This window comes from Sulfuriflexus sp. (assembly GCF_032250955.1).
GTDB lineage: Bacteria > Pseudomonadota > Gammaproteobacteria > AKS1 > AKS1 > Sulfuriflexus.
Map to the genome: position 1 here is coordinate 1 of NZ_JAVVES010000124.1, position 3,180 is coordinate 3,180.

The following is a 3,180-nucleotide window of genomic DNA, read 5'->3' on the forward strand; positions in this document are numbered from 1 at the left end:
CTGATGGATATGTGGGTAACTGGATACTGCGCAGTTACCCACATACCCACAGCCCCTACTACGACTGGCCATCCGACTCCTCAGAGACGGGTGGGTTAATCCAGACCGCCTGCGGCAGTTCCGGCGGCTGCGGCAGCCCGTTAACAAAACGCTCCGGATGCGCGTCATAAGCGGCCGCCAGCGTCGTTTGCCGTTGTGCGGTCAAAGTCGCTGCTTGACCATAGTGAACCGTTGCCGGCGTCATCAAGCCCAGGCTGCTGTGGCGATGTTCGTTGTTGTACCAGTAGAAGAACTCTCGCGCCCAGGACTGGGCGTCGGCGAGACTGCCAAAGCGAGCGGGATAATCCGGCCGGTACTTCATCGTCTTGAACTGGGCCTCGGAGAAGGGATTGTCATCCGATTAGTCATCTTGATGCTCCCTTGGAAAACGCAAGTTCTGAAGTTTACCCGCCCGGAACTGTCTGAACATTGCCAGGGTCTCAGGTTCGTCGGGAAACAGATATAGTCCCGTCTGAGGATCCTTGGCGACCTGGATCCGCCCATTCTTGATATGGTAGTGGATCGCGTTAGGGGTTATCTCCAGGTGCTGTGCCACCTGTGGTACGGTTAAATGACCAGGAATACGACGGGGGTTGGAGCGAGGTCGTTCCTGCAAGATGTCGTGCTTCAAGCGAATACCGCGCACCGTGCTCGGCAAGACCTTATCCGGTCGCGTCGGCGAGCGATAGCCATGAGCCGTCAAATAGGCAGCTATCTCCTCATCCGTTCGCTCCTCCCGGCTGAGATCGACGATAAGTTGTTCCATCTCAGCGGCCTTTGACAGTTCGGCAAAGGACCCGACAGGGATAGGGATTTGTAGGGTTGTTGTGTCACCACCTTGCCACACAATACGTGTCTGGATGCAGTCGCGGGGTTCCCGATGGATGACCACTTTTTCTACGAGGCAGCGGAGCAACGCCTTTTTTTGTTCCGGTCTCAGTACATCCCCTTGCCACAGTTGGGGAAGATTCTGACCCACGCCCAAAAAGGCTTCTTTGAGTTCAGCCGGCAAGGGTAAGAGACGTAGATAGTCCTTCTTTTTGCGGCCGTAGCTATCCTCTGCCTCCTTGAGCGCACGCAAGGCGGCCTCCCAGCGCCGTTCCAATTCTGCGGCCACGAGCCGGTTGTCGGGATCGACACGATTGTATTGCCGCTGGGCTAGTTCCGCCTCGTAGCGCAGGCGAGCGAGTTGCTGCTGATGGGCCTGATCCACTTTTTCATCTGTTTCTTTCTGAGCTGCCAAGGCCTGCTCATAAGCGTCCAGTTCGACCGGAGAAAGTACCTGGAAAAATGCATCGACAACGCGCTCTTCGATAGGGGTCCCTGGGATATATTGACACACCGGTCCCTGGTAGTGACGCCGCCTATAGTCGCAGACATAGCGGACGCCATGCTTATACTCCACCAGCATCTTGTGACCGCACTCTCCACAATAGACGAGACCCTGCAAAAGGGCAGCTCCCTTTCTGGGCACACCGCAGGTTTTATTGCGCTCGTAACTGGCGTGGTTATCTTTCAGCATCGCCTGAATCCGCTCGAACGTCTGCCAATCAATATACGCTGGATACTTGTCATGGACAAGAATGCGCCACTGCTCCATAGGCAATCGTTTCTGCCTGGCTTTGCCCGAGTCATCACGCACTGTTTTCGTCCGGCCGTAGACAAAGGCGCCGGCGTAGGCGGGGTTCTTGAGGATTTCAATGATGGCCGTCATGGATGGTCTCCTCCATACGGGCTCACCGAAACGGTCACGACGGGGAATCAGAAGCGAGTGTTCAGCAAAGAAACGCAGCACTTTGCTGGCCGTTCTCAGGCGCAGAAACGTATCGAACACGAGCTGAATCCGCTGTTGGACCTCGATGTTGGGATCCTTGACCACCCGGCCGAGGTCATCACGCGTCAGACCGGTGGGCAGCGGCAGTGCTAGTTCACCGCGTTTGGCCTTATTGAGAAGACCCGCCGTCATCCGTGCCTGAATCAGGTGCAGTTCCATTTCTGAGAGCTGCCCCTTGATGCCCAGCAGCAAACGGCCATTGGGCGAAGCCGGGTTGTAGATGCCATCTCGGTCGCCGATGAGGCAGTTTTTGTACCCGCACACATCCAAGAGCGGATACCAATCAGAGCAATTTCGCGAGAGACGTTGCACCTCCGAAGAGACGATGATCCCTACTTGTCCTAAGGCGACCTGAGAAACCATCTCCTTGAAACCTTCTCGAAAACGGGCTGAAGCGGCTGACACCGCCAGGTCCGTATCAATGGTCTCAATATTCGCTTCCGGCCACCCCAACTCCTGGGCACGCCGCTCGAGCGCGTATTGTAAGCGCAGGCTCTCCTGGTTGGAGAGAACCTGGTGGGGCGTCGATTGGCGCACGTAGATGATCGCCTTGCGCGCCAGGTGGCTCCGGGTTACCAGTTCGGATGTGCTCATAGATCACCTCCTGCATGATGAGGGTTAGTTCATCGCGGATTTGTTCTCGCCTTGTGGCGGACAGTCTCCCCCAGATTTCGCTTGGCTGGACCGACATACAACCTCCCATTGCTCGGCCAGCGAAATGAGTTCTGTTACGGCGTGCAGTGTGAGCTTGTTTGATGGAGCTGGCCGAGGTGGCGCGAGGTTAGTCGCCGCGAGGGGGATGCGCAACCTCATGACTCCACGGTACGAGACAAAAACATGAGCTGGGCCTCGAGGAGGAGAGCTAACGGAAAGGAAGGGGAGGTGGCGCCCAAACAGAGGATGTGTAGGGTCCGTGACTTCTATCTCGGTTAGTTTTTCATCAGGTCGATCAGTGACGGGGGTATTAAGTTGAGATATCGTCGGACGTGTAGGGCCGGCTGTGGCTGCGGTCCACACCCAGCTTCTCCAGTAACTGGATGACCGATGTGGCGCGCATCGGCGCGCCGCGGTCGGCGTGGAGCGTCAGTTGCTCCGGCGCTATGGCCTGCTTGGCGCAGGTCGCGGCGATGAACTGCCTGGCCAGCGTTGCGGCCTCTTCCTCGGCGATCATCCAGCCCACCACGTAGCGACTGAAGATGTCCAGGATGACGTAGAGGTAGTAGTAGACCAGGCGCGCCGGTCCTTTCAGCCAGGATATGTCCCAGCTCCAGACCTCGTTTGGCCCTCGCGCCAGGAGCTGTGGCCTC

At 57.3% G+C, this 3,180-nt stretch carries 1 protein-coding gene and 2 pseudogenes; all 3 read right to left on the reverse strand.

Translation table 11 applies throughout. The features are described from left to right. Positions 1 to 58: 58 nt before the first annotated feature. Positions 59 to 400: pseudogene (locus tag RQ738_RS13430) on the reverse strand (integrase core domain-containing protein); the annotation flags it as partial. Then, positions 401 to 2,467: a recombinase family protein gene (locus RQ738_RS13435; RefSeq protein WP_314165821.1), complete on the reverse strand. Its 2,067-nt coding sequence runs from the start codon at positions 2,465 to 2,467 to the stop codon at positions 401 to 403. A gap of 382 nt (positions 2,468 to 2,849) precedes the next feature. After that, positions 2,850 to 3,180, reverse strand: a pseudogene (locus tag RQ738_RS13440) (DDE-type integrase/transposase/recombinase); the annotation flags it as partial.